Raw genomic sequence first — 20,563 nt, forward strand, 5'->3', positions numbered from 1 at the left:
AGATATCAGCGGACGCTGCGGATCGGCTTGATCAACCACGCGGAGGCGATCAAGATCACGAAGGCGACCAGGAAGACGAAGCGGTAGCCGCCGGTCACCGCGACCACCAGCGAGGTGATCACCGGGCCGAGCATCTGCCCGCCCGAGTTGGCCATGTTGAGGATGCCGAGGTCCTTGGCCGCGGTCTCCTTGCTCGGCAGCACCTCGATGTTCAGCGCCTGGTCGACCGAGGCGTACGTGCCGTTGCCGACGCCGGCCAGCACCGAGAACAGCACCATGCCCCAGGCGAACGGCGCGATGAACGGCACGAACAGGCCGGCCGCCACCAGCAGGGCGGATGCGATCACGAACGGCTTGCGGCGCTGGAACCGGTCCGACAGCGGGCCGGAGCCGAAGCCGAAGATCAGCGACGTGACGAGCTGGATCGTCGCCATCAGGGTGATGGTCGCGGCCGACTCGGCCTCGGTCATCCCGATGTAGTCGGTGAGGATGTACAGCTGGTAGTTGGTGATCGCGTACATGCCGGCCTGGAGCAGGAACTTGCCGGAGAGCGCGAGGTAGTAGTCGCGGGAGTTGTGCCGCGGGAAGCTGAAGTTGTCCAGCAGCATCTTCGCCGAGAACGGGGCACGCGGCACGTCCCGGTTGTCGCTGTCCGGGGCGACCACCACGAAGAGCAGGCCGGAGAGCAGCGAGACGGCCGCGAAGATCAGCAGGCCGGTGTCCGGGTCGCTGACGAACTGGGCGCCGGCGATCTGGCTCAGCGACACACCGAGGACCATGCCGACGCCGTACACCGCGGAGATGGTGCCGCGGACGGCCTCGCCCACCCGGTCCGAGATGACCGCGACCATCGGCGCGATGATCGCGTTCAGGAACAGGATGTAGACGCACCACCAGACGATCAGTCCGGTGCCGCTGGTCGCGCCGCTGAGCAGGACCAGGGAGATCGCGCTGCCGACCGCACCGAAGACGATCATCGGGGCGCGCCTGCCGAACCGCGAGCGGGTCAGGTCGGACAGCGCGCCGAAGACGATGTTCGAGATGAGCGAGAGCAGCGCGCCGGACAGGGCGATCGTCGCGACCAGCGAGACCTTGTCGTCCGGGGCGATCAGTCCGACCTTCGCGGGCACCAGCACCGCGATGCTGCCGATGTAGGGGCCGATCCACATGATGGCGGCCAGGAACAGGGCCACCATGAGCCGCCACGGCAGGCGGGTCTTGGCGGCGGGCAGGTCACTCGGCGTGTGCGGGGTGGTTGTGGACATCGTCGTCTCCACGGGAAAGAGAAGCCGGGGTGCTGAGTACGCGAGGGGAATCGATCACGCGGTCGGCGTCGATCGTGAACGCGGCACGCAGCGGCAGGTCCTCGCTGGACCGGCCCACGTGCACGGTGAAGGTGCCGGCCTCGATACGGCGGTGGCCGTCGATGCCGGTGAACGAGGTGCGGTCGGCGTGCAGGTCGAACACGACCCGGCGGGACTCGCCGGCCCGGATGTCGGTGCGCAGGTATCCGGCGAGCTCGCGGACCGGGCGGACCACCTGCGCGACGTCGTCGGTCAGGTAGAGCTGGACCACCTCGGTGCCGTCCCGGTCGCCGGTGTTGCGCACGGTGACGCTGATCCGGACGGTGCCGTCCGGGCCGATGCGGCCGGTGTCCAGGGTGAGGTCGTCGTAGGCGAAGCTCGTGTAGGTCAGGCCGTGGCCGAACGGGAACAGCTGGATCGGATCCATGTTCGACACGAACGACCGGGCGCGGCCGAGGATCGGCGCGAGGTAGGTGGCGGGCTGGGTTCCGGGATTCCGGGGTACGCCCACCGGCAGCCGCCCGCTCGGGTCGAGGCGCCCGGACAGCACCCCGGCGATGGCCTGGCCACCCTCGGCTCCGGGCATGAACGCCTGCACGATCGCGGCGCAGCGGTCCGCGAAGGCGCCCAGGGCGTAGGGCCGCCCGGAGACGACGACCAGAACGGTCGGGGTGCCGGTGGCGAGCACGGCTTCGACCAGGTCGGCCTGGGCGCCGGGCAGGGTGAGGGTCTCCACGTCGCAGCCCTCGCCGGAGGTACCGCGCCCGAACAGCCCGGCCAGGTCCCCGACGGTCACGACGGCGATCTCAGCGTCCTGAGCCGCGGCGGCCGCTGCTGATATTCCCGATATATCCGGATCTGAGAAGTCGGTGCCACGCACATGAACAAGTTCGGTCGTGGGGAAAGCGGCCGTGAGCGCCTCGAGCAGCGAGGCGATCGGGATGCCGTTGTCGGTCCCCTCCTCCCGAGCCAGGATGTGGTTCGGGAAGGAGTAGCAGCCGAGGAAGGCGCGCGGCTCGGCGGCGACCGGCCCGATCACCGCGACCCGCCGAGGCTGATCGGCCAGCGGCAGGATGCCGTCATTGGCCAACAGCACGATCGACCGGTCGGCAAGAGAACGGGCCACCGCACGGTTGTGCGGGCTGTCCAGCGTGTCGACCCCACCGGGGACCGATTCCCAGGAGGGGTCCAGCAGGCCCAACTCGATCTTCTGCGCCAGCACCCGCCGCACCGCGCGGTCGACGAACGCCTCCTCCAGCTGACCGGAGGCGATCAGCGGAGCGAGCCGGCCGTACCCGTCGGTGTCCGGCAGTTCGACGTCGATGCCGGCCCGCAGCGCGACCGCGCCGGACGTCGCCCGGTCCGGGGTCAGCCGGTGCATCATGTCCAGGAACGGGATAGTCCAGTAGTCCGACACCACCGTCCCGGTGAAGCCCCAGCGGTCCCGCAGCACCTCGGTGAGCAGGTAGGAGCTGGCCCCGGCCGGCACCCCGTCGACGTCGGCGTAGGAGTTCATCACCGAGCGGGTGCCGCCCTCGCGGACCGCCATCTCGAACGGCGGCAGGATCACGTCCTCCAGCTCGCGGCGGCCCATCGACACCGGGGCGTGGTTGCGGCCCGCGCGGGAGGCGGAATACCCCGCGAAATGCTTCAGCGTCGCGACGATCCCGGCCTTCTCCAGGCCCTTCACGTACGCGGTGCCGGCCGTAGCCACCAGGTAGGGGTCCTCGCCGAACGTCTCCTCGACGCGCCCCCACCGGTAGTCGCGGACCACGTCGAGCACCGGCGACAGCCCCTGGTGCACGCCGGCGCGGCGCATGTCCGACCCCATCGCCGCGCCCATCTCCTCGACCAGTGCCGGGTCGAACGTGGCGGCCAGTGCCAGCGGCGTGGGGAAGACGGTGGCGCCGAGCGCGGTGAACCCGGTCAGGCACTCCTCGTGCACGATCGCCGGGATGCCCAGACGGGTGCTGCTCAGCGCCTTCTGCATGGCTCGGACCTGGGCCATCCCCTCGGCCAGCGGGATCGCGCCGGAGCCGTACGCCCGGGTGATGTGCCCGAGCCCGTCGGCGATGGCGTCGTCGAAGTGGTCCGCCTTGGGCTGGAAGGCGTGGGCCATCGGGGCGACGTCGTCGTCCGGGTCGGCGGCGGCCCGCTCCTCGGCCGAGCGGGGCCAGAAGCTGCCGAGCTGGGCGAGCTTCTCGTCCAGGGTCATGGCCGCGAGCAGCGCCTCGACCCGCTCACCGGTGGGCAGTTCGGGCCGGCGCCAGAGATGATCGGACATGGTGGTTTACCTCCGCACCGCTGTTGACCTACGTTGGAAACAGTTTCGTTTTGTTTCGTAGGTGCGGCGACTTTAAGTCCAGGTAAACGGGGTGGTCAAGAGCACTTGGCCCAGTCTTGCTTTGTGTTTCGAAGTCTGCGCGAAACAGTTTCGTAACTGGTAGAGTCCACGCCCATGAGCCGGTCCAAGGGCGAGCGCGCCACCCTCGATGCGGTGGCCGAGCGCGCCGGGGTCTCCAAGGCGACCGCGTCCAAGGTGCTCAACCACCGGCCCGGCGTCTCGGCCGCCACCCGCCAGCGTGTCGAGCGGGCGATGTCCGATCTCGACTACGCGCCCACCACCCAGGTCCGTGAGCCCCGCGAGACCGCCACCGTCACCCTGGTCTTCGACACGCTGATCAGCCTCTACTCGCTGCGGGTGCTCGAGGGCGCGATCGACGAGGCCAAGGACGACGGCGTCGACCTGATGACCACCACGCTGCTGACCGAGGGCCGGGAGCCGGTCCGCCTCGACCCGGCCTGGGCCGAATCGGTCGCCGCCAAGGGCCACGCCGGCGTCCTGGTGGTCACCTCCCGGATCCACGGCGACCTGGTGCGGGCCTGCGACCGGCTCGGCCTGGCGCTGGTCGCGGTCGACCCGCCGAACGACCCGGAGCCCCCGGTGGTCAGCGTCGGCTCGCATCACTGGGGCGGCGGCCGGCAGGCCACCGCGCATCTGCTCGATCTCGGGCACCGCCGGATCGCCTTCGTCGGTGGCGCCAACACCAACCTCAACCTGCGGGAACGCTTCGCCGGATACCGGGAGGCACTGGATGCGGCCGGGGTGGCGCTCGACCCGGCGCTGGTGTCGCACGAGGGGATGGGCAGCGCGGGCCGGGTGGCCCTGCGGATGCTGGAGCGTGCCGGCCCACGCCCCACGGCGATCTTCGCGACCACCGACTCGGACGCGTTCAACGTGATCCGGGCGGTGGAGTCGCTCGGCCTGCGGGTGCCACGGGACGTGAGCGTGATCGGTTACGACGACACCTACGCGGCCGTCCCGACCTCGACCGAGCTGTCCACGGTCCGCACCCCGATGCGCGAGATCGGGGGACTCGCGTTGCGTACCCTGATGGGATTGGTCGCCGGCGATCAGCCGGTGTCGCGGCAGGTCAAGCTCGCCACCGGGCTGGTCGCGCGGGAGACCACCGCCGCGCCGCCCGCGGACTGACGCCGCCCCTTGACCCCACCTTTGGCACGTGCGTAATCTTGCCGTAATTCTGAAACGTTTCACGCCAAGCCCATCTTGATCGTGTCGCCGCGACCGAAGGACCGCCATGTCGAATCCCGCAGTCTCCGAGCTCATCGCCCGTTCGCATCGCCTGGGCGCCGACCCGCGCACGACGAACTACGCGGGCGGCAACACCTCCGCCAAGGGCGCCGGCACCGACCCGGTCACCGGCGAACCGGTCGAGCTGCTCTGGGTGAAGGGCTCCGGCGGCGACCTCGGCACGCTCACCGAGGCGGGCCTGGCCGTGCTGCGCCTCGACCGGCTGCGCGCGCTCCCCGGCGTCTACCCGGGGCTGGAACGCGAGGACGAGATGGTCGCCGCGTTCGACTACTGCCTGCACGGCCGGGGTGGCGCCGCGCCCAGCATCGACACCGCGATGCACGGCCTGGTCGACGTCGCGCACGTCGACCACCTGCATCCGGACGCCGGCATCGCGATCGCGACCGCCGCCGACGGCCCGGCCCTGACCAAGGAGATCTTCGGCGACCGGGTCCTCTGGGTGGACTGGCGCCGGCCCGGTTTCCAGCTCGGCCTGGACATCGCCGCCGTGCAGAAGGCGAACCCGCAGGCCATCGGCGTGATCCTCGGCGGTCACGGGATCACCGCGTGGGGTGCGACGAGCGACGAGTCCGAGGCCAACGCGCTGGAGATCGTCAACACCGCCGCGGCCTATCTGACCCGGCACGGCCGCAGCGCGCCCTTCGGCGCGGAGATCCATCCCGCTCTTCCCGAGGGGGTACGCCGTGAGCGGGCCGCCGCTCTGTTCCCGGTGATCCGTGGTCTCGCCTCGACCGACCGCCCCCAGGTCGGCCACTTCACCGACAGTGACGTGGTCCTCGCCTTCGTCGGCAGTGAGCGACTGGGTGAACTGGCCGCCCTCGGCACCTCCTGCCCGGACCACTTCCTGCGCACCAAGGTCAAGCCGCTGGTCCTGGACACCGCGCCGGACGCCCCGCTCGACGAGGTGGTGGCCCGCCTCCAGGAGCTGCACGCGGCGTACCGCGACGACTACCGCGGCTACTACGAGCGGCACGCCACCGCGGACAGCCCGGCGATCCGCGGCGCCGACCCGGCGATCGTGCTGGTCCCCGGCGTGGGCATGTTCTCGTTCGGCGCCAACAAGCAGACCGCGCGGGTGGCCGGCGAGTTCTACGTCAACGCCATCAACGTCATGCACGGCGCCGAGTCGGTGTCCCGCTACGCCCCGATCGACGAGGCCGAGAAGTTCCGGATCGAGTACTGGGCCCTCGAGGAGGCCAAGCTCCAGCGGATGCCGAAGCCGAAGCCGCTGGCCACCCGGATCGCGTTCGTCACCGGCGGCGGTTCCGGCATCGGCCGGGCCATCGCGCTGCGCCTCGCCGCCGAGGGCGCGGTCGTCGTGGTCGCCGACCGGGATCCGGCCACGGCCGAGGCGGTCGCCCGCGAGATCGGCGGCCCGGACGCGGCCGTCGCGGTCACCGCCGACGTCACTGACGAGACCGCCGTCCGGGCCGCGGTCGCCGAGGCGGTCCTCGCCTTCGGCGGTGTCGACCTGGTCGTCAACAACGCCGGACTGTCCATCTCCAAGCCGCTGCTGGAGACCACCGAACAGGACTGGGACCTGCAGCACGACGTGATGGCCAAGGGCTCCTTCCTGGTCGCCAAGGCCACCGCGAAGGTGCTCGTCGACCAGGGGATGGGCGGCGACATCGTCTACATCTCCAGCAAGAACTCGCTGTTCGCCGGGCCGAACAACGTGGCGTACGGTGCGGCCAAGGCCGACCAGGCGCACCAGGTCCGGTTGCTCGCCGCCGAGCTGGGCGCGCACGGCGTCCGGGTCAACGGCATCAACCCGGACGGTGTGGTCCGCGGCTCCGGCATCTTCGCCGGCGGCTGGGGCGCCAACCGGGCCGCGGTCTACGGCGTCCCGGAGGAGGAGCTCGGCGCGTTCTACGCCCAGCGGACCCTGCTCAAGCGCGAGGTGCTGCCGGAGCACGTGGCCAACGCGGTCTTCGTGCTGACCGCCGGCGAGCTGTCGCACACCACCGGCCTGCACGTCCCGGTCGACGCGGGTGTCGCCGCCGCGTTCCTGCGGTGACCGCCTCCTCGTTCGCCGCTGTCGATCTCGGCGCGTCCAGTGGGCGCGTCGTGGTCGGCCGGTTCGGCGACGGTCTCACCCTGGACGTGGTGCACCGGTTCCCGAACGAGCCGGTGCGGGTCGGCGGGACGCTGCACTGGGACATCCTGTCGCTGTTCCGCGGGGTGCTCGACGGGCTGCGGGCCGCCGGGCCGGTGGACGGCATCGGTATCGACTCGTGGGCCGTCGACTACGGACTGATCGACGCGAGCGGGGCGCTGCTGGGCAACCCGGTGCACTACCGGGACGCCCGGACCGACGGGATCGCCGAGCGGTTCGGTGACTTCTACGAGATCGCCGGCCTGCAGACGCTGCCGTTCAACACGGTCTACCAGCTGATCGCGGCCCGGGACACCCCGCAGTACCGGGCGGCCCAGCGGCTGCTGCTGGTGCCCGACCTGCTCGCCTACTGGCTGACCGGGGAGATCGGGGCGGAGTACACCAACGCGTCGACCACGGGACTGCTCGATGTGCGTACCCGGGAATGGTCCTCGTCCTTGATCTCCGATCTGGGGTTGCGGGCCGACCTGCTGCCACCGCTGCGGCAGCCGGGGGAGATCATCGGCCGGTACGAGGGGACGCCGGTGGTGGCGGTCGGCTCGCACGACACCGCGTCGGCGATCGTCGGGGTGCCGGCGTCCGGACCGGACTTCGCCTACATCTCCTGCGGGACGTGGTCGCTGGTCGGTCTGGAACTGGACCGGCCGGTGCTGAGTGCCGCGTCGCGCGCGGCCAACTTCACCAACGAGGGTGGCGTCGACTCGACGATCCGGTATCTGCGGAACGTGATGGGCCTGTGGCCGTTGCAGGAGTGCCTGCGCGAGTGGGAGATATCGGATATCTCGTCATTGCTGGCGGCGGCATCCGAGGTTTCGTCGCTGTCCCATCTCGTCGATCTCGACGACCCGGTGTTCATGCCCCCCGGCGACATGTCCGGCCGCCTCCGCAAGGCCGCCGGGCTGCCCGCCGGCGCCTCGCCCGCGGTGATCACCCGGTGCATCCTGGACAGCCTCGCGCTGGCCCACCGGCGTGCGATCGTGCAGGCACGGGAACTCTCCGGCCGGGACGTCTCGGTGATCCACCTGGTCGGCGGGGGAGCACTCAACGAACTGCTGTGCCAGCTCACCGCGGACGCGTGCGGGCTGCCGGTGCTCGCCGGGCCGGTGGAGGCCACCGCCCTGGGCAACCTGCTCGTCCAGGCCCGTGCCGCCGGCGTGGTCGACGGTGGACTGGATGCGCTGCGCGCCCTGGTACGCGAGACTCAACGGATCGTGCGCTACGAACCGCGTGGTGACGCGGCCGCCTGGACGGCCGCCGCCGCCCGAGTGGGAAGGTGAACCGTGCGGATCGCGCTCTTCGCGACCTGTCTGGCCGACACGCTCTACCCGCAGGCGGCGAAGGCGACCGTTCTGCTGCTGGAGCGGCTCGGGCACGAGGTGGTGTTCCCGTTCGAACAGACCTGCTGCGGGCAGATGCACATCAACACCGGCTACCAGAAGGACGCGCTCCCGCTGGTCCGGCAGTACGTGTCCACGTTCGACCCGTACGACGTGATCGTCGCGCCGTCCGGGTCGTGCGTCGGTTCGATCCGGCACCAGCACGAGATGGTGGCCCGGTCCCACGGGGAGGCCGGGCTGGCGTCCCGGGCCGCCGACGTGGGCGCCCGCACCTACGAGCTGTCCGAGCTGCTGATCGACGTGCTGAAGGTGGAGGACGTGGGTGCGTACTATCCGCACCGGGTCACCTACCACCCGACCTGCCACTCGCTGCGGGTCGCGCGGGTCGGTGACAAGCCGTTGCGCCTGCTCCGGCAGGTGCGCGGCATCGACCTGGTCGAGCTGCCCGGCGCCGAGCAGTGCTGCGGGTTCGGCGGCACGTTCTCGCTGAAGAACGCCGCGACGTCCACGGCGATGCTCGCCGACAAGATGTCGAACGTGGTCTCCACCGGCGCCGACGTGTGTACGGCCGGCGACGCGTCCTGCCTGATGCACATCGGCGGCGGCCTGAGCCGGTTGCGGACCGGGGTGCGGACCGTACACCTGGCAGAGATCCTAGCTTCCACGGAGATCTCATGACATTTCTGGGAATGCCCGCTTTTGCTCCGCGTGGGGTCGGCCATCTGCGGGGCGACGAGCCGTTCCCGGCCGCCGCGCGGACCGCTCTCGGCAACTCGCAGATGCGGCGCAACCTGCGGCACGCCACCACCACGATCCGCGGCAAGTCCGGCCGGGTCATCGCCGAGCTGCCCGATTGGCAGGACCTGCGCTCCGCCGGTTCGGCGATCAAGGCCGACGTGATGTCCCGGCTCCCCGAGCTGCTGGAGGAGCTGGAGACCCGGGTGACCGCGGCGGGCGGCACGGTGCACTGGGCCGCCGACGCCAACGAGGCCAACGAGATCGTCACCCGGCTGGTCCGGGAGACCGGCTCGGACCGGGTCATCAAGGTCAAATCGATGGCCACCCAGGAGATCGCCCTCAACGAGGCCCTGGAGGCGGCCGGGATCACCCCGGTCGAGACCGACCTGGCCGAACTCATCGTGCAACTGGGCGAGGACAAGCCCAGCCACATCCTGGTACCCGCCATCCACCGCAATCGCTCGGAGATCCGGGAGATCTTCCTGCGCGCCATGCCCGGGGTGGACCCGTCACTGACCGACGACCCGCCGGTGCTGGCCGCCGCGGCTCGTCGCTATCTGCGGGAGACGTTCCTGTCCACCCGGGTCGCGGTGAGCGGGGCCAACTTCGCGATCGCCGAGACCGGCACCCTCGCCGTCGTCGAGTCGGAGGGCAACGGGCGGATGTGCCTGACCCTGCCGGACACCCTGATCACCGTGATGGGCATCGAGAAGATCCTGCCCACGTGGCGTGACCTGGAAGTCTTCCTGCAACTGCTGCCGCGCGCGTCCACCGGCGAACGGATGAACCCGTACACGACGATGTGGACCGGCGTGACCCCCGGCGACGGGCCGCAGAACTTCCACCTGGTCCTGCTGGACAACGGCCGCAGCGCGGTCCTGGCCGACGAGGTGGGACGCCAGGCCCTGCACTGCATCCGCTGCTCGGCGTGCCTCAACGTGTGCCCGGTGTACGAGCGGACCGGCGGGCACGCGTACGGCTCGGTGTACCCCGGCCCGATCGGCGCGATCCTCTCCCCGCAGCTGACCGGGATCGAGGACAACGCGTCACTGCCCTACGCCTCCACGCTGTGCGGCGCGTGTTTCGACGCCTGCCCCGTGAAGATCGACATTCCGTCGATCCTGGTGCACCTGCGGAACCAGGCACCCCACCCGCGGGCCGAGCGGGCGGTAATGGCCACGGCCTCCCGGGTGATGCAGAACCCCCGCTTGTACGCCCGCGCGCAACGGGCCGCCAAACTGGCCCGCATCGTGGGCCGCCGCGGCCGGGGACTGCCACCGCCGTTCTCGGGGTGGACGGCGGGCCGCGACCTGCCCGAGTTCCCCGACCAGACCTTCCGCGATTGGTGGGCCGCCCGATGAGCTCGCGAGACCTGATCCTCGGGCGGGTGCGGGCGGCGCTGCGGGACGCGCCACCGGCCGTCGCGCCGGTGCCCCGCGACTACCGCCGGGAGTTCCCGGCCGCGGACCTGGAGATCCTGGTGGACCGGTTGGTCGACTACAAGGCCGAGGTCTACCGGGTTCCCCCGTCGGAGGTGGCGGCGACCGTCACCGCCATCACGTCCCGGGCCGCCGCCGCCTCTGCGCCCGCGTCCTCCGCGGCCGGGAACGATGCCGCCGTCTCGCGGGACGCCGCGGTGCTCGTACCCCCGGGGCTGCCGGAAGCGTGGCGACCAGCCGGCGCCTTCCCCGACGACGGCCTCGCGCCCGACCGGATAGCCGCCGCCGACGCGGTCCTCACCGCCGCCGCCGTGGCCGTGGCCGAAACCGGCACGATCGTGCTGGACGCCTCACCGGACCAGGGCCGGCGCATCATCACCCTGCTGCCCGACGTGCACATCATCGTGCTGCGACCCTCCCAGGTGGTGGCGTCCGTCCCGGAGGCGGTCGCCCGGCTCACCCCCGGCCGCCCGCTCACCTGGATCAGCGGCCCCTCCGCGACCAGCGACATCGAACTCAACCGCGTCGAGGGCGTCCACGGCCCCCGCCACCTGCACGTCATCCTTCTCGAAGGCGATGACGGCGATTGATATGATCATGCGATGGGGGCGGCGGGAATCTACTTCAGCTCCAGTGACGACACCATCGAGCATGAGATCACCGACCGGGCGTTCGACGACAGTCTGGTCTTCAACCTGCTGTTCGAGCCGTCGCTGACCGTCACCGACGTCTTCTTCTTCAACAACCGGCACCTCATCCGGCACATCGAGCAGGGCGGCGACGACGGGCTCTTCCTCCGGGCCGTCGGCGCCGGCCGGATCGTGCCCGCCTTCCGGTACGCGAGCGACCACTCGTTCCGCGACGCACTCGCGTCGATCGTGTCGACCGACCGGGCACGCGACATCCAGGAGGAGAAGTACACCACCACCAGCCCGCCCGTGCTCGCCATGCGACTCGACGAGGCGTACCGGCGTAACGGGAACCCGGCGCGCCGGGTCTGGCCGGACGACATGGGGACACTCTTCGGCGTGGAGATCGAGCGCGTGCTGCGCGACGACGAACCCCGCGTCGACGAGGCCCTGGCCGCGCGGTGGCACGACATCCGGCGGTGGCGCCACGAGTCCACCGGCCTGTCCCGGGCCGCGACCGCCCGCCTCGGCGGCACCGGGGTACGCCGCCACGAGATGTGGAACGCCGTCGGCCGCAGCGAGGGCTGGCTCGACGACGGACACTCGTTCGCCCTGCCGTCCGACCTGGTCGACGCGGCACACCGGGCCGGCGGACCAGAGCTGCGGGCGAACGCGCAGCTCTTCGTCGACGCCGTCAACATCACCTACGAGAGGTTCCAGGCACATCACTTCGGCGCCCGGCACAACATCCCGTCGGCCCTGATGGCGAACGCCGAGGTGGTGGTCGGGAACCTCGACGTGCCGACGGCCGCGCCCGCCGCCGGCTTCTCGATGGACCTGCGCCTGCCGGAGACCGGGGCGCTCCTGGCCGCGGGCGGCGCCGACCTGCTCGCCGTCGCGGCGGAGAAGGGCGGCGAATACTTCCGGCGCCGCGACGAGTGGAGCGCCTACCCCAGCGCCCGGACCGAGGAACAACTGCGGGCGGCCGTCACCGCGTACGCCGACGACCTGCTGACCTGGTCGCGCGGCCGGCAGCGGCCCGCCCGGTTCTCGACGTTCCTGCACCGGATCAACCCGATCACCGCCCACGTCGCCGGTGGGGTGGGCACCATCGCCGGCAACGCGCTGGGCCTGCCCCCGGAGTACGCCATCGTCAGCGGCCTGGTGACGGCGACCGCCACCCACGGGCTGACCACGGCGTTCGAGATCCTCGGCGGCCGCCGCCGGCGGGTCTCCACCGGAGCGCGGACCCTGACCGTCGAACGGACCCTGCCGCGCTGAACCCGGCTCAGACGCCGACGGTCAGGGTGGCGACGAAACCGGCGGACACCGAGCCGGTGATCGACGGGGTCTCGGTGGTCCAGCCGTCCTTGAAGACGTTGTCGGTCTTCAGGCTGATCTGGGCGAGGTTGCGCTTGCTGCTGGCGTACGCGTCGGTGGCGTAGACCTTCGACGCCGCGTCGGCCGGGATCGCGATCTGCGAGGTGCGAAGCTTGTTCTTGTAGGTGGTCGCCTTCGCCACGCTCGGGTAGACCTCGAAGTGGATGTGCGGCCACCGCCCGGCGTAACAGCCCGGGAAGATGCTGCGGAAGGTGAGCCAGCCGGTCTTCGCGGTGGCCTGGACCCCGCGCAGGTAGTTCGCGTCGGTCATGCCCTCGGAGTACATCGAGTAGTTGCCGTCCCGGTCGCAGTGCCACAGATAGACGGCCAGCCCGGACCGCGCCTTCCCGGTCTCGGCTGTCACCAGCTTCAGCTTGATCGTCAGCGGTACGCCGGCAGCGCTCCCCGTCACCGACCCGAAGTTCGTCCGGATGTCGCTGCGCACGATCCCGGTGTCGTCGAGAACGTTGAGGCTGTTGCTGTTGGAGCCGTCCGCCGGGTACGGGCCGGACGTCTCCTCCGGGATCGCCTTGATCGACGCCGCGGCCGGCCCCGCCAGCCCCAGGGCGGCGATCGTCCCGCCGGCGAGCCCGAGCAGCCCGCGCCGCCGCAGCAGCGGAAGGTCGTGCGCCAGTCCCAGATCATGCCCGTGCGGTTCGTGGTCCACGGCGTTTCTCCTGGTCAAATAAGGTGTCGCAGAAGATCCTGTCGCACCCGCGGGGGAAATGCGTCGCGGTCGGTGAAAACGGTGTGTGAAGGTGACGGGATGCCTCAGCCTGTACTGCGCACCGAGCGGCTCCTCATGGTTCCGCTCGCCGACCGGCACTTCGAGCTGGAGGTGGAACTCGACGGTGACGCCGAGGTGCTGCGCTACCTGTTCGGGCGGGCCCGGACGCGGGACGAGGTCACCGTGGCGCACGCGCGGCGGGTGGCGGCCGCCGGGCGGGTCGACGGGCTCGGCTTCTGGATGGCGTTCCGGGACGACGAGGACGGCGAGTTCGTCGGGCTGATGATGCTGCCACCGGCGGACGGCCCGCGCACCGCCGAGCTGGGTTACCGGCTGATGCGGCGGGCCTGGCGTCAGGGCCTGGCCAGCGAGGCGTCGCGGGAACTGCTGCGGTACGCGTTCGAGGAAGCAGGCCAGGAGCGGGTGGTCGCCCAGACGATGGCGGTCAACGTGGGCTCGCGGGGCGTCATGGCGAAGGTCGGCCTGCGCCACATCCGCACCTTCCACGAACACTTCGAGGACCCACTGCCGGGCACCGAGGAGGGCGAGGTCGAGTACGCGATCACCCGGGCGGAGTGGGCCGCCGCATTGCATTGATGAAAGGCTCTGGGTTGTCCGTTGTGAACAGCGTGTCTATGCTCGTGCCACCTAGCCTCCGGTCAACGGTGCCGTGGGGCGGCGAGGGGCAGGGGCATGCCGCGTGCGCGGACGGAGAGGCGACTGCCGTGGCCCGGATGCAGTAGCCCGCAATGCCGGGGTGTGCGGCTGACGGACTCGGACAAGTGTGCAGTTCATGCCGGCCCCTCCGCAGTGGCGGAGTTCGTGGCGAAGGCGCGGCGCGACGGTGCGGTCGATCTGCGGGGCACACGCGTGACGCGGTCGCTCCTGAGCCGGTTGACAGGCGACGAGCCTGCCGTCTTCCATCGGTTCGCCGCCGACGGAGCGATCTTTCTGAATGACGTGGACTTCTCCGGGTGCCGTTTCGACGGCGAGGTTACCTTCGATGAGACGACATTCCGGGGCGGTGTCCGTTTCGATGGGGCGATGTTCGAGACGCCCGCGCGTTTCCAGCGAGTCCGGTTCACCCGGCGGGCGATGTTTACCAAGACCAGGTTCGTCGACGAGGGCCGTTTCACCGGTTCTCGGTTCGCGAGCAGCACGACATTCGACGAAGCGGTGTTCGGGCAGTCATTGTGGCTGGAGCGTTGCGTGGTGGGCGGGAACCTGTCGATGATGGGGGCGTCCGTCGACCGGCTGGCCCGGTTCGACGCGACAGTTGTCGCCGGTAGAAGCCGTTTCGCTCGGGCGGCCTTTCGTGGCGACGCCTCCTTCGAGGGCTGTTCGTTCCGATCCGGTGCCGACTTCGGTCGGTGTGCTTTCGGCGGCATTACCCTTTTCACGGAGGCGGAATTCGGTGCGGAGGCATCCTTCGGCGGTGCCGAGTTCGCCCGCGAGTTGCGGGCCACCCGCGCGCGGTTCCGGTCGGAACTGACTACCGATGAGGCCCAGTTCACCGGTTCGGTTTGGCTCGACGGACTGGACTGTGCCGGTCCGGCGAGGTTCGACGGTTGTTGCTTCCGTGGTCAGTGCTATCTCGACGCATCGACGTTCCGGGGTGGGCTCTGGTTCTCGCGGGCCGAGTTCGCCGAGGCCACCGATCTCGGACCGGTGGACACCGGCCCGGTTCTGACTCTGAGTCACGCGGTCGTGCAGCGAAGGATGCGGCTCCAGGTCTCTACCGGCCGTCTCGTCGCGGTGGGGGCGCGTTTTGCCGAGGGGATATCCATTAGTCTCGATGCGGGTGCGATGGTGTTCGACGGCGCGGTGTTCGCCGGGCCCTCGACGCTCGCCGCTCTCACGGCCGATGTCGCGAACCCGGTGGGGCCGGGAATCCATTCGTTGCGCCGCGTCGACGTCAGTAACCTCACCATTGTCGATCTTGATATCGCCGGTTGTCTTTTCGCCGCCGCGCACAATCTCGACAAGATCAAAATCGAGGGGGTGCGGGCGTTCAGCTCATCGCCTGCATCGCCGGCGATCCGAGTCCGCGGACACCGGATTCCGGTTCTGCCGCTGTGGACAAGGCGGCGGGTGCTCGCCGAGGAGCGTTCCTGGCGTGCATCGGCTGCCCGCCGGTCACCAGCCTTGGTGCGACGGCGGTGGAGCACGGCTGTGACGGCTGTTCCGGGCTGGGTCACCGAACAGACCGGGAACGCCGTCGAGATTCTGTCCGCCGATCGCCTCGCCAGCATGTACCGGGCGTTGAGGAAGTCGTTCGAGGACGCTAAGAACGAGCCCGGCGCGGCGGACTTCTACTACGGCGAGATGGAGATGCGCCGCAGGGCGGAGACGACGCCCTTGGCGGACCGCGTCATCCTGTACCTGTACTGGTTGATCTCTGGGTACGGCCTACACGCTTGGCGTGCCTTTGCGGGTCTGCTCGGAGTCCTCCTGGTGCATGGCGTCCTCTTCGCCCGCTACGGCCTCGTCGCTGATCCGGGTGTGGAACCGAACTATGTGAAAGGCCTGCTGTTCACCATCGACGCGTTGGTCTTCACCCCGGACCGGAACGTCGCGCTGACCACGACTGGTGCCGTCCTGCGGTTGACCGTCCGGCTCCTCGGCCCGTTGCTGCTGGGGCTCGGCCTGCTGGCCGTACGCAATCGAGTCAAACGCTAGTCGCCGACCTTGCGGCTCGTGTCGACGCCACCGGTGTGTACGGCCACGATCCGGCTCCCGGCCGGAAAATGGCCCTGTTTCACCAGGTCGAAGATTCCGTACATCATCTTGCCGGTGTAGACGAAGTCCAGGGGGATGCCGTGTCGCTTTCGGAAGCCGGCGATGAAGGCGTCGAGTTCCGCGGTGTGCTTCGCGAAGCCACCGAAGTGGTAGTCGAGCAGAACCGACCAGTTACCAGGATCGGGCGTGCCGCAGGTAGAGAGCAGGGCGCGAACATCGTCGTAGAGGAAGGTGCCGCCCTTGAGGGAGCTGACGCCCAGAACCTGTGCGCGGCCCTGGAGCCCGGTGATGATCCCGGCGAGTGTCCCGCCGGTGCCCATGGGGCAGACGATGTGATCGAACTCCGTGTCCAACTCGTCGACGAGTTCTGCGACGCCCCGGATCGCATGGCAGTTCGAACCGCCTTCCGGCAGCAGGTGAAAGTCGCCGTACCGTTCGCGGAGGGGTGCGAGCACCTCCGGTGCGTACTTGTCGCGGTAGCTGGGCCGGTCGAGATAGGTGATCTCCATGCCGCAGTCGACGGCGTGCCGCAGCACGTCGTTCAGCGGCAGGTGTTCCTCGCCGCGGATGACGCCGATCATGCGGAAGCCGAAAATCTTTCCGGCGGAGGCGGCGGCATAGATGTGGTTGGAGTAGGCGCCGCCGAAGGTGAGAATAGAATGCGCCCCGGCGTTCCGGGCGGCGGCGATGTTGTATTTCAGCTTCCGCCATTTGTTTCCGGGAATGGTGGGGTGAATGAGGTCGTCCCTTTTCATGAAGAGCTGGACCTGCCGTTCGGCGAGAATCGGATCCGATATCTCGTGCAGCGGCGTCGGTGTCATCGGCTCCTGCATGTCACGAGCGTAGTGCTTCCCGCAATGACTGCACATGCCGGCTGTGCGGGGCACGCAGATTCAGTGTCCGATGGAGAGCGCGGACGCGGCCCAGAGCTGCATCGGCGTCGACCGCGCGGGCGAGGAGAACGGCCCGGACCGCTTCCTCCGCTGCCGCGTCCAGGTCGCCGCCATGGGCGAGTGCCTCGGCGAGCCCGCCGCGGAGGAACGGTAGTTCACGGATGTCCTCCTGGCCTGCCGCGACGATCGCCTGTTGAAATGCGGGAACGGCGAGCCGAGGCAACTCCAGCGAGCGGAGGGCCTCCGATTCCCAGCTCTTGACGAACCCCTCGTCGTCGTTCCACCACACCCATTCGGGCCGTGGGCTGTGCGAACCGGCGGCCATGAGGGACTCCCGGGCGATGTCCAGCGCGCGGAAGGCGCTGCTCGCACGAACCGGTCCGGCGGCGGTCTCCTGCCGGGAGTAGGCGAGTGCGCGATGAACCTCCAGGCGGGCCCGGCCGTACGGCGAGAGCCGTCGGGCGTCGATGCGTTCCAGGGCTTCCAATGCTGCGGCCGGGTCCTTCAGCGAGAGATGGGTGCGGCTGATCCGGGTCAGCGCGTGCGCACGGAGGTCTTGGTCATTGACCTCGCGTGCCAGCCGGGCGGCCCGTTTGCCCCACTCGAGACTCTGGCGGTCGTCGCCGTTGTCGGCGTGCGCGTTGGCGGCGAGCCAGGCCGTCTCGGAGGCCATCTGACCGATTGGCACGCGGAACGTCCGCGGTGCGCCGCCGAGCAGCCCGCTGAGGAGCCCGGCGTGTGACTCCAGCCGGTCGACAAGCGGTTCGACGACCTCGGTGGACTCATCGCGGAGACTGCGGGTGCGCCGGCGGAGGAGATCGACGGCATCGGCGTCGATCCTGATGGGAATCTCGGGGGATCCGGAGCGATCGATCATGAGCGTGCCACCTGCGAGCAGCATCATCAGAACGGAACGTCGGGCGACCATCAGACCGCCCGGACGATCGTCGGCCGGCCTGTTCGCCAGTTTAGCCGCCTCTGTCGATACTGCTCATGATCGCGATGGTGGCGGGGTAGTCGATGTCCCGTCGGCCGGTCGATGAGGCGCATCACTGCCATCCTCCCCGCTCGCCGATCAGCAGAATAGAATCGCGAGAACAGGTCGATGAATACCTATGCGGATGTTAATGCAGGCCGCTTCGTCGGACCAAGAGGAGACGGTTTCGAGGGGACTTCGGTCCCTCTCTCGGAGGCCTGTCGTTGGCATCTTCATGCGGGTCGCTTCGGTGGAGCGTGAGCCATCACCGGTCTGCCCGGCGAGTCCGCGGACCCCGGATGCCGTAGCGTCGCGGGGTGGCGACCAAGAGGACCCTGAGCCGGGCGGCGATCGTGAGTGCCGGGCGGGAGGTCGCCGAGCAGGGCGGCGTCGAGGCCGTCACCATGCGCCGGGTGGCCGGGCTGCGCGGGTGTTCGCCGATGGCGTTGTACCGGCACGTCGACGACTGGGACGAGTTGCCTCGGTTACGGCGCGAACAGCCTGCGGCAGGCTCGGGCCGCGGCCGCCCGCGTCAGTGCGGTCCTCGGCCCGGCCGCGGGGTGCGCCATGCCGGCGCCGACAGGTGCCCGAACCCGATCAGGTCGCCGTCGACCGGCAGGACTGGTTTGTAGAAAAAGTGTCACACCCGTGGTGGGAGTGCCCACACCCGCCACGGGTGTACGACCGCCGACGGTAGTCATGCCCGAGACCTCCGCGAGTGGAATCCCCGGGCAGACCCGGCCCCACCCGCAGTGCATGCGGCGCCGCGGTCACCGGACGTCGGTCAGCTCCTGCGAGAGGGACGTCATCACGCCGGTGATGGCGCCCGCGTGGTGGTGCAGGCCGCGGATCAGTTCGCCGGAGTCGTCCGGGTCCAGCAGCGCCCGGTCCTCGAGGTCGGCGCACATCGCCGCGAAGTGGTTCGCGCCCAGGGTCGCCGACGAGCCCTTCAGGCCGTGGGCGAGGCGGGCCAGGTTGCGGGTGTCGCCGTGGATCGCGGCGTCCTCCATCTTGTGCAGGAGCACCGGCAGCCGGTCGGCGAAGTTCGACAGGAGTTCGGCGACCCGGTGCCGGTCGTCGTCGCGGTCGCCGGTGATGGCGTCCACGCAGGCGCGGATGTTGTCGGACTCCGCGTCGTCCGGGCCGGGCTGCGGTCCGTCCCCGGCGAGCAGCACGTCGGAGTGGGCCGCAGCCTCGGCCAGCACCGCGTCCAGTTCCTTCTCCAGGTCCGCTTTCGGTAGGAGCCCGGCCATGCCGGCCCGGTCCGCGGCGGTCCGGTCGGTGGTCTGGGCGTTCGCGGTCAGCGCCACGATCCGCGGTGCCCCGTGCGGCGGCGGGTCGGCCCGGATCAGGCGGGTGGCGGTCAGCCCGTCCAGCACCGGCATCTGCACATCCATCAACACCAGGTCATATCGGGTACGCCGGATGGCCGCCACCGCGGTCTCCCCGTCACCGGCCGTCTCCACCCGGTGGCCGCGCTGCTCCAGCAGCAGCCGGGCCACCTGCTGGTCCACCGGGTTGTCCTCGGCGACCAGCACGAGCAGCGACCGGGCCGGCGACACCGCGACCGCAGGTTCCGGCTCCGGTACGGCCCCCGCCGCGGTGCCGAGGCGCAGCGTGACCGAGAACGTCGACCCGTGTCCGGGTTGGCTGTCCACCGTGATTCCGCCGTCCATCGCCGCGGCCAGCCGCCGGGCCACCGCCAGGCTGAGCGACGCCCCGTTGCTGAACGGCACGAACAGCCGGTCCAGCCGGTCGGCCGGGATGCCGATGCCGGTGTCCCGGACGGCGAACCGGATCGCCACCCGCCCGGTCTGGGCGCAGGCCAGGTCCGGTGCCGCCGACACCGCCACGGTCACCGCGCCGTGTTCGGTGTAGGTGACCGCGTTGCCGAGCAGCCCGGCCAGGATCTGCCGGATCCGGTTCTCGTCGCCGACGACCGTCTCCGGGCAGTCGTCGGTCAGGTGGCTGGACAGGTGCAGGCCCTTGCCGGCGGCGTCCGGTGCGACCCGGTTCATCGCCTCCTGCACGCACCGGCGCAGGGCGAACGGCTTCGTGTCGAGGGTGAGGTCGCCGGCGTCGACGCGGGCGAGGTCCAGCACGTCGTCGACGGTCGCGAGCAGGGAACCGCCGCTGGCGTGCACGGTCTCGACCAGTTCCCGCTGGCGTTCGTCCAGGTCCGTGCCGAGCAGCAGGCCGGTCATTCCGATCATGGCGTTCATCGGGGTACGGATCTGCTGGTCCAGCGTCGCCAGGAACGCCGCCTCGGCCGCTCTCGCCGCCGCGGTCTCGTCGTGGGCGGCCCGCAGTTCGGCCGCCGACGCGTGCAGCGCCAAAGCCACCTGTGCGATCTCCCGTGGTTCGTGCTCGTGACCGGAGGCCGTGCCGGGCGTCTCTTCGGTGAGGGTGGTGACCGGGTCGGCGATCCGGGAACCGGTGAACCAGGCGCAGACCCCGGTCACCCCGGCGGCCATCAGGACCACGGCCAGGAGCAGTCGGTGGTCGCCCGGTGAGCTGTCCGCGACCAGGGCCACGGTGATCAGGGCGAGGAATGTGATCAGGTACCCGGCGGCGAGCATCCGGCTCACGGTCCACCGTGAGAGCCGGCGATCGGCGTTCGGATCATACGGATCCGGCATGACATTTACTGTATGTAGTGATCAAGGGGGTTG

At 70.1% G+C, this 20,563-nt stretch carries 16 protein-coding genes; 10 read left to right on the top strand and 6 right to left on the bottom strand.

What is annotated here, in order from left to right:
• Positions 1-5: 5 nt before the first annotated feature.
• Positions 6-1,265 carry an MFS transporter gene (locus QSK32_RS35155; protein WP_045746171.1) on the bottom strand — a complete coding sequence of 420 codons (1,260 nt, stop codon included), beginning with the start codon at positions 1,263-1,265 and terminating at the stop codon, positions 6-8.
• Positions 1,234-3,588, bottom strand: a complete 2,355-nt coding sequence (locus tag QSK32_RS35160) for a beta-glucosidase family protein (RefSeq protein WP_285474333.1) — start codon at positions 3,586-3,588, stop codon at positions 1,234-1,236. Before QSK32_RS35160 ends, QSK32_RS35155 begins: the two co-directional genes overlap by 32 nt.
• A gap of 174 nt (positions 3,589-3,762) precedes the next feature.
• On the opposite strand from QSK32_RS35160, the gene QSK32_RS35165 reads away from it, so the two are divergent.
• The 7 genes from QSK32_RS35165 (at position 3,763) to QSK32_RS35195 (ending at position 12,457) form a co-directional block, all read left to right on the top strand.
• Positions 3,763-4,797 carry a LacI family DNA-binding transcriptional regulator gene (locus QSK32_RS35165; protein WP_285474334.1) on the top strand — a complete coding sequence of 345 codons (1,035 nt, stop codon included), beginning with the start codon at positions 3,763-3,765 and terminating at the stop codon, positions 4,795-4,797.
• Positions 4,798-4,903: 106 nt separating this feature from the next.
• On the top strand, positions 4,904-6,934 hold the full coding sequence (locus tag QSK32_RS35170) for a bifunctional rhamnulose-1-phosphate aldolase/short-chain dehydrogenase (protein ID WP_045746145.1): 2,031 nt from the start codon (positions 4,904-4,906) through the stop codon (positions 6,932-6,934).
• Entirely contained in the window at positions 6,931-8,310 is a 1,380-nt protein-coding gene (locus QSK32_RS35175) for a rhamnulokinase (RefSeq protein WP_045746144.1), read from the top strand. Before QSK32_RS35170 ends, QSK32_RS35175 begins: the two co-directional genes overlap by 4 nt.
• A 3-nt stretch (positions 8,311-8,313) precedes the next feature.
• Positions 8,314-9,048, top strand: coding sequence for a (Fe-S)-binding protein (locus tag QSK32_RS35180; protein ID WP_285474335.1), 735 nt, complete (start codon positions 8,314-8,316; stop codon positions 9,046-9,048).
• A complete protein-coding gene (locus tag QSK32_RS35185; RefSeq protein WP_285474336.1) occupies positions 9,045-10,469 on the top strand; it encodes a lactate utilization protein B in 1,425 nt (474 codons plus the stop codon). Before QSK32_RS35180 ends, QSK32_RS35185 begins: the two co-directional genes overlap by 4 nt.
• Positions 10,466-11,137, top strand: a complete 672-nt coding sequence (locus QSK32_RS35190; RefSeq protein ID WP_045746170.1) for a LutC/YkgG family protein — start codon at positions 10,466-10,468, stop codon at positions 11,135-11,137. The genes QSK32_RS35185 and QSK32_RS35190 overlap by 4 nt, the downstream gene beginning before the upstream one ends.
• Before the next feature lie 12 nt (positions 11,138-11,149).
• A complete protein-coding gene (locus QSK32_RS35195) occupies positions 11,150-12,457 on the top strand; it encodes a hypothetical protein (RefSeq protein WP_045746141.1) in 1,308 nt (435 codons plus the stop codon).
• A gap of 7 nt (positions 12,458-12,464) precedes the next feature.
• On the opposite strand, the gene QSK32_RS35200 is transcribed toward QSK32_RS35195, so the two are convergent.
• Complete coding sequence (locus QSK32_RS35200; RefSeq protein WP_285474337.1) at positions 12,465-13,223, bottom strand: intradiol ring-cleavage dioxygenase; 759 nt, start codon at positions 13,221-13,223, stop codon at positions 12,465-12,467.
• 99 nt (positions 13,224-13,322) lie between these two features.
• On the opposite strand from QSK32_RS35200, the gene QSK32_RS35205 reads away from it, so the two are divergent.
• Together QSK32_RS35205 and QSK32_RS35210 are read left to right on the top strand one after the other, a co-directional pair.
• The gene (locus QSK32_RS35205; protein WP_285474338.1) at positions 13,323-13,880 is read left to right on the top strand and encodes a GNAT family N-acetyltransferase; all 558 of its coding nucleotides are present in this window, start codon (positions 13,323-13,325) and stop codon (positions 13,878-13,880) included.
• A 225-nt stretch (positions 13,881-14,105) separates the two neighbouring features.
• Positions 14,106-15,962, top strand: coding sequence for a pentapeptide repeat-containing protein (locus tag QSK32_RS35210; RefSeq protein WP_285474339.1), 1,857 nt, complete (start codon positions 14,106-14,108; stop codon positions 15,960-15,962).
• Here the strand turns inward: QSK32_RS35210 and QSK32_RS35215 are convergent.
• Both QSK32_RS35215 and QSK32_RS35220 read right to left on the bottom strand, forming a co-directional pair.
• Positions 15,959-16,855 (bottom strand): 1-aminocyclopropane-1-carboxylate deaminase/D-cysteine desulfhydrase, encoded by an 897-nt coding sequence (locus QSK32_RS35215; RefSeq protein WP_045746138.1) that lies wholly within the window; start codon positions 16,853-16,855, stop codon positions 15,959-15,961. The two genes, QSK32_RS35210 and QSK32_RS35215, sit on opposite strands and share 4 nt — an antisense overlap.
• A gap of 1 nt (position 16,856) precedes the next feature.
• Positions 16,857-17,843, bottom strand: a complete 987-nt coding sequence (locus tag QSK32_RS35220) for an NsdA family TPR-like regulatory protein (RefSeq protein ID WP_502872580.1) — start codon at positions 17,841-17,843, stop codon at positions 16,857-16,859.
• 365 nt (positions 17,844-18,208) lie between these two features.
• Here QSK32_RS35220 and QSK32_RS35225 point away from each other — a divergent pair, with 365 nt between their 5' ends.
• Positions 18,209-18,523: a TetR/AcrR family transcriptional regulator gene (locus QSK32_RS35225; protein ID WP_285474341.1), complete on the top strand. Its 315-nt coding sequence runs from the start codon at positions 18,209-18,211 to the stop codon at positions 18,521-18,523.
• A gap of 138 nt (positions 18,524-18,661) precedes the next feature.
• On the opposite strand, the gene QSK32_RS35230 is transcribed toward QSK32_RS35225, so the two are convergent.
• Complete coding sequence (locus QSK32_RS35230) at positions 18,662-20,530, bottom strand: ATP-binding protein (protein WP_285474342.1); 1,869 nt, start codon at positions 20,528-20,530, stop codon at positions 18,662-18,664.
• Between the last annotated feature and the right edge of the window lie 33 nt (positions 20,531-20,563).

Origin of the sequence: Actinoplanes sp. NBRC 101535 (assembly GCF_030269225.1) — a bacterium.
GTDB lineage: Bacteria > Actinomycetota > Actinomycetes > Mycobacteriales > Micromonosporaceae > Actinoplanes > Actinoplanes rectilineatus.